The sequence below is a fragment of the Streptomyces niveiscabiei genome (assembly GCF_001419795.1).
GTDB classification, from domain to species: domain Bacteria; phylum Actinomycetota; class Actinomycetes; order Streptomycetales; family Streptomycetaceae; genus Streptomyces; species Streptomyces niveiscabiei.
In genome coordinates, this window is record NZ_LIRL01000868.1 from 1 (window position 1) to 6,663 (window position 6,663).

At 74.2% G+C, this 6,663-nt stretch carries 5 protein-coding genes; 4 read left to right on the forward strand and 1 reads right to left on the reverse strand.

Going from position 1 to position 6,663, the window contains the following annotated elements:
- Positions 1-1,359 (forward strand): alpha/beta hydrolase (locus tag AOK24_RS35795; protein WP_055724139.1); only part of this gene is annotated, 1,359 nt, incomplete at its 5' end.
- On the opposite strand, the gene AOK24_RS35800 is transcribed toward AOK24_RS35795, so the two are convergent.
- A complete protein-coding gene (locus AOK24_RS35800) occupies positions 1,356-2,441 on the reverse strand; it encodes a hypothetical protein (RefSeq protein ID WP_055724140.1) in 1,086 nt (361 codons plus the stop codon). The genes AOK24_RS35795 and AOK24_RS35800 overlap by 4 nt on opposite strands.
- A 111-nt stretch (positions 2,442-2,552) precedes the next feature.
- On the opposite strand from AOK24_RS35800, the gene AOK24_RS35805 reads away from it, so the two are divergent.
- The 3 genes from AOK24_RS35805 to AOK24_RS35815 form a co-directional block, all read left to right on the forward strand.
- Positions 2,553-3,872 (forward strand): tetratricopeptide repeat protein, encoded by a 1,320-nt coding sequence (locus AOK24_RS35805; protein WP_055724141.1) that lies wholly within the window; start codon positions 2,553-2,555, stop codon positions 3,870-3,872.
- A 108-nt stretch (positions 3,873-3,980) separates the two neighbouring features.
- Entirely contained in the window at positions 3,981-5,510 is a 1,530-nt protein-coding gene (gene mptB, locus AOK24_RS35810; protein WP_165854413.1) for a polyprenol phosphomannose-dependent alpha 1,6 mannosyltransferase MptB, read from the forward strand.
- Positions 5,511-5,530: 20 nt separating this feature from the next.
- On the forward strand, positions 5,531-6,663 hold a 1,133-nt coding region (locus tag AOK24_RS35815), incomplete at its 3' end, for a glycosyltransferase family 87 protein (RefSeq protein ID WP_055724143.1).

Sequence of the window (6,663 nt, forward strand, 5' to 3'; positions counted from 1 at the left end):
GCCCTGGAGTGCGCCCCGATGGCCGTCCCCCGCGACTGGCACCACCCGGGCACCGGCGCCGACCTCACCGTCGAGGTGTCCCGCCACCGCGCGCCCGACCCCGTGAAACGCCGCGGAGTGCTGGTCATGGCCGCGGGCGGGCCGGGCGCGTCGGGCCTGAACCGTCCGGCCGGGTTCGTGAAGGCGTCACCGGCGGTCGGCGCCGCGTACGACGTCGTCGGTTTCGACCAGCGCGGCGTGGGCAGCAGCACGCACGCCACCTGCCAGACGGACGCCGAGTTCCAGGACTTCTACGCCGGCGACTTCCGCGACCGCACGCCCGCTGCCCTCCAGGGCGTGATCAACCGTTCCCGCCAATTCGTCAACAGTTGCCTTGATCGCAGCGGTGATCTCGTCAAGTACTTGACCACCGATCAAGCTGTCCATGACATCGACCTCCTGCGCACCCTGCTCGGCGTGCAGAAGATCTCGTACTACGGCCCCTCGTACGCCACCTGGCTGGGCGCGTACTACGCGACCGAGTACCCGCAGCACGTCGAACGCGCCGTCCTGGACAGCAACCTGGCCTTCGACGGGACCTGGGAGCAGGCCGAGCTGGGGCAGCCGATGAGCTTCCAGCGCCGCTTCGAGCAGGACTTCCTGCCGTGGCTCGCGCAGCACGACGCGGTCTACCACTACGGGCGTACGGCGGCCGAGGCGAAGGCCACCTGGGAGGCGCGGCGGGCCGCTCTGCACGACCGCCCCCTGACCGCCGGCGCGGTGACCGTGGGGCCCAACCAGCTCGACAACGCCACGATCCAGGGCATGTACAACGCGGGCCTGTGGCTGTCCCTGGCGTCCGTGCTGGCCTCCCTGGAGCACTGGGACACGGCGACGGCCGCCGAGCGGCAGACGGCCGGGAGCACCTTCGCGAACTACCTCTCGCCCGGATTCGCCGCCACCTACTTCCCGGTGACCTGCAACGACACGCCGTGGAACCGCGACCTCGGCCACTGGCTGCGGCAGAGCGCGACGGACACGCGGAAACACCCTCTCGTGGGCGCGCGGGAGCTCGCGTACGCGGCGGTCTGCGCGTTCTGGCCGGAGTCGGACGCCCCGCACGTCAAGGTCACCGGCGAGGGCCTGCCGCCGACCCTCATGCTCAACTCGGTGCACGACCCGGCGACGTACTACGAAGGCGCGCTGCGGGCGCACCGCGCGCTGAAGGGCTCGCGGCTGGTCACGGTCACCGGTGCCGGCGACCACGGCCAGTACCGGAACGGCAACGCGTGCGTGGACGCGGCCGTCGACGCCTACCTGCTCGACGGGAAGGTCCCGGCGCACGACCTGACCTGCGCCGCCGCACCCGCGCGCCCCTAACGCGCCGTCACCGTCAGGTATGCCGTCTTCGTCACCCGGCCGTGATGCGCGACGACCGTCACGGGATAGCGGCCGGGCGCGAGACCGGGCCGGACGGTCGCGGTGCCGAGGAAGCGCGGGTCGTCGCCGTCGGCGCCCTTGCTGTCGTCGTGCCGCAGGCGGACCGTCCCGGTGAACGCCGGGGACGTGGCGGTCAGCCGGGTCTCCTCGCCCGGGTCCGGGTACACGTCGTGCCACATGACGGCGACCCGCCCGCCGGCGGCGGCCCGGAACGTGTTGTGGGAGCCGTCGGAGTAGCCAGCGCCCGGGTCGAAGAACTCGGGGCCGGACGGCTTGCCCCGGTAGTCGCGGTCGCCCGGCCGGGACGCGCGGACCGTCAGCCGTTTCTCGGCGATCCGGCGGCCGTCAGCGCCGTACAGGGTGAAGGTGTACGTGCCGTCCGCCAGACGGGTCCGCAGCTCCGGGCGGGCCGAGAAGGCGCGCGGGTTGTAGAAGTCGGTGTCGTCGTCGTGGACCAGGCGCACGGGCGCGGGGAGGGCGGCGGACCGCACGGTGAAGCCGGTGCCCCGCTCGCCGGGGTACAGGTCGTCGAAGCCCAGCCACACGGGTTCGCCGGGGCGGGTCGCCTCCCGGGACGCGGAGAGGGTGAACGAGGGCCGCTGGGAGGCGGCCACCTTGACCGTGTCGTGGGCCACGTCGCGGCCGTGGACCGCGACCGTCAGGGGGTACGAGCCGGGCTTGTTCGTCATCTTGAGGGTTCCCACGGCCCAGTAGTGGTCGTCCTCCCAGTCCAGACGCACCGGCCCGGTCAACGCGGCCGACCGCGCGGTCACCGCGTCGCCGCCCCGCGCGCGGGTGACGCCGTAGAGCATCATGTGGACGCGTTCCCCGGGGCGGGCGTCGGTCTGGCCGTTGAGGATCAGCGAGACCGTGGGAGACGGCGAGGGCGCGGGGGACGCGGACTTGCCCACCGCGCGCGCGGACGGGGCCGTGCTCGGCGCGGTACCGCCGCCGCCCGTGCCGGTGCACCCGCACAGAATGAGGCCGGCAGCCGCTGCGGCCACGGTCCTGGACCACTTCATCGTTCCCCCACTAGGTCGGTCACAGGAGAAGAGGGAGAAACCGCGCCATCGGTCACAGCCCGCCGGAAATCCGGTTGAGGACCGCCGCCGGCCTCGGGGAGAATCGCACGTATGTTCTCCCGCAGGCCGCGCCGCCCCCAGTCCCCCGACACCCTGAAGGCATGGGAATGCCTGGACCAGGGCGACATCCCCGGCGCGCTGAGGCTCCTGCGGGCCGCCGCCGAGCGCGCGCCGCTCGCCGAGGTCGCCCTGGTCGCCGGACGGGCGGCCGAAGGAGCCGGGTTCGACGACCTGCGCGACGCCGCGAAGGCGGTCACGGCCGACCCCGGACAGCCGCGCGCCCTCTACGACTTCGGGTACGCGTGCATCGAGCGCGGCGTCGCCGACCTGGCGATCCCCGCGCTGCGCGAGGCCCTGCGGCTCGCGCCCGGCGCGAAGCCCCTGCTGCGCGAACTGGTCGCCGCCTACGAGGACCGCTCGCGCCACCGCGAGGCGGCGGACGTCCTGCTCGCGCACGAGGCGCAGCTGGACGACTGGCCCGACCGCTACCTCCTCGTGTTCAACGCCGTCCTCGCCGGCGACCTGCCCCTGGCCCGCCGTCAGCACGCGCTCCTCGGCGACCCCGAGGACGAGATGTGGACCTCCGCGCAGGCGCGCCAGCGCAGGGTCCTGGAGCGCGCCGACGCCGTCGCGGCGGCGAGCCCGCTGGACCGCGGGGATCTGCGCGGCTGGCAGTACGTGATGGGCGGGACCGTCCTCGGCACGCTCTCGCCGTACGGCTACGACGCGGGCATGACCGGGCGGTACGCGTGGCTCCAGGACACCTACGGGCAGTGCCTGCGCGGCCTGCTGCGGCTCAGGGCGGTCCTGGAGGCGGCCCAGGTGCGCCCGGCGTCCGTGTCGCTGCTCCCGGACCGGTCGAGCCGCGTCCTCGGGCTCGCCGCGGCGCAGGTGCTGGGGCTGCCCGCGCTGCCGTTCGAGGCGGGGCGCGAGAACACTGTCGTGATCGCGTACGACCTGAACGAGACCGCCGAGGCCGAGCGGGGCCCCGAGATCCTGGGCGAGCTGTTCGGCCGCACGGCGGGACAGGTCCTCCACGAGCACGCGAGCTGCTGGACCGACCCGCCCGCCGTCACCCCGGACAGCGTGACCCTGCTGCACCAGTCGGTCGTCGCGCCCTGGGGCGACACCCTACGCGTGGGCGAGGATGGGGAGGTCGAGCGCGGCGGCCCCGACCCGCGCGCGGAGACCGAACTCGCCGCCGAGATCGCCGCCGCCGACCCCACGCCCGACGAGGGCGACGGCGCGACCCCGGACGACCCGCGGGAGCGGCTCACCGGGTTCGCGGCGGCGATCCGCGGCACCTGGCTCACGGGCGACCGCGCGCGGGTGCGGAGCACGGGCCCCGTACCGAGCACCCGGTTCGCCTGAGCCCGGCGCCGGAGACCGCGCGGGCCGTCGCGAGTCCCGTCGCGGACCTGACGGCACGCGGCCGGACCGGCGAGGACTCCCCGAACCCGGGGTGAACTCCCGGCTCCCGTGCGGCTCTCCGCGCCGCGATCACGCTCCGGTCACGCACAGACCACCGCCCCGCAGGCGGAACGTCGCTTACCGGCCACCCGGCGTCGCCACGCTGACAGGGTGCTGGCCAAGGCTTTCCCTGTCGCTCTCCGCCGCTGCCAGGTGCTCGGCCTGGCCGGCACCTCCTGCCTGGCGCTCGGCGGCGAGAGTGCCGGCGCCCTGCCCGCGCGCGAACTGCTCGCCCCCTCCTCGCCGCACGCCGTGCTCGGCCTGGTCGGCGTCTACTTCGGCCTGGTGCTGCTGACCGCCGCCTGGGTGCTCCTGGGCCGCAGGGTGCGCGGCGACGAACCGCCCTCCCCGCGCGCGCTGGTCCTCGTCCTCGCCGTCTGGGCGGCCCCCCTGATCGTCGCGCCGCCCCTGTTCAGCCGGGACGTCTACAGCTACCTCGCGCAAGGCGCGATGGTCGACGCCCACATCGACGTCTACTCCTACGGCCCCTCCAGCCTCGGCGGCCCGCTCGCCGACGAGGTCGCGCCCCTGTGGCGGCACACCGGGGCGCCGTACGGACCGGCCTTCATGGGCCTCGCCGGGGTCCTCGCGGACCTCACGCGCGGGGAGCTGCCCGCCGGGCTGTACGGGATGCGCTGCGTGGCCCTCCTCGGCGTCGCCCTGATGGCCGCCGCCCTGCCCCGCCTCGCCCGGCACTGCGGCGCCGACCCGGCACGCGCGCTCTGGCTGGGGGCGCTGAACCCGCTGGTGCTGCTGCACCTCGTCGCGGGCGCCCACAACGACGCGATCATGCTGGGCCTGCTCGGCATCGGCCTGGCCGCCGCCCTCGGCGGACGCCTCACCCTCGGCGCCGTCCTGGTCACCCTCGCCGCCCTCGTCAAGGCCCCGGCGGCCCTCGGCCTCGCGGCGATCGTGCTGCTCCACTACCGGCAGCGCGGCCGGTCCGGCCCGTACGCCGCCCTGCGCGCGGGCGCGAACACCCTCGCCCCGGCCGCCGCCACGACCGTCGCCGTCACCGCCGCCACCGGCACCGGATACGGCTGGATCAGCGCCCTCAGCACCCCCGTCTCGTCCCAGAACTGGGCCCTCACGAGCCTGCTGGGCCGCGCCACCGGCGCCCTCCTCGAACACGCCGGCAGCGACCTCGCACCGCTCGCCGTGCCCGCCTGGCACGCCCTGGGCCTCGCGATCACCGCGGGACTCGTCACGGCCATCTGGTGGCGCCTGCGCCCCCGCCCGGTGTACGCGCTCGGCCTCAGCCTCGCCGCCGTCGCCGCCTTCGGCCCCGCGATCCGCCCCTGGTACGCGCTGTGGGGCCTCTTCCTGATCGCCGCCGCCGCACCCGACACGTCGGTACGGCACCGTACCGCCGTCGCCGTGGCCGGCGTGCTCGCCCTCGCCGTCCTGCCCGACGGCGGTCCCGCCGACGCCGGACAGGTCCTGCTGGCCGTCTCCGGCGGCGCCCTCGCCGTCGTCGTCCTGTGGCAGGCCCGCCTCGCCACCCGCGCCCCCGGCCTCCAGCACGGCCGTACGGCATGACCCCACGAACCCCGAGGACCATGAGACTCCCCGAGACCGACCGCGGCCGGCTGTTCCTGCTGATCGCGCTCGCCACCGCCGTGACGGCGTTCACCGCGACCGTGCCGCTCCTGCGGGACTGGTTCGACCTGCGCGTCTACTGGGGCACGATCGACCACTGGGTCCACCACGGCGGACGCGTCTACGACTACCGCGTCCCCGGCACCCCGTACGGCTTCACCTACCCGCCCTTCGCGGCCGTCGCGATGCTCCCGATGGCACTGGTGAGCCTGCATACGGCGATCGCCGCCGCCCTCCTGCTCAACCTCGCCGCCCTCGCGCTGGTCCTGCGCCTGCTCGCGGGCCGCGAGTGGAAGCGGCACGGCCGGTACGGCGTCGGCCTCGCCCTGTGCGTCCTGGCCCTCTTCGAACCCCTGCGGGACACCATCAGCTTCGGCCAGGTCAACATCCTGCTGCTCGCGCTCGTCCTGGTCGACGCCCACCTCCTCGCGACCGGCCGCGAACGCTGGGCGGGCATCGGCATCGGCCTCGCGGCGGCCGTCAAACTCACGCCCGCGCTGTTCATCGGACTGCTCCTGGTCACCCGCCGCCGGCGCGAGGCCGGGATCGCCACGGCCGTCGCCGCCGGTGCCACCGCCCTCGCCGCGCTGGTCGCCCCCGGCGCGTCACGGTTCTACTGGACGACCGCCCTGTGGGACACCACGCGCGTGGGGCGCCTCGACTACGTCTCCAACCAGTCCCTGCAAGGGGTCCTCGCGCGCCTGGGGATCGAGAGCAAGGCCGTGTGGGCGCTGGTCGTGCTGGTGGTGCTCGCCGTGTGGGTGTGGCGGGTGCGGCGCGCGGGGGAGTGGCGAACGGCGTTCGCATTGACCGGGTTGACCGCTTGTCTGGTCAGTCCGGTGACATGGGTGCATCACTTGATCTGGTTGATTCCATCGTTCGTCGTGTTGATTCGATCCGAATATGTACGGATCGCGTCAACTCTGTACGCCGTCATGTGCACCAGTGTTGTATGGATCTGGTTCCACGACGCGTCCGGCCTCGACGGGTTCCTCGGCAGCAACATGTATGTATGGATCACCCTCGGCCTCCTCCTGTGGCTGCCGACCGGTCAACGCCGCCTCCCCGCGCGCACCACGAACGACACCCCGCC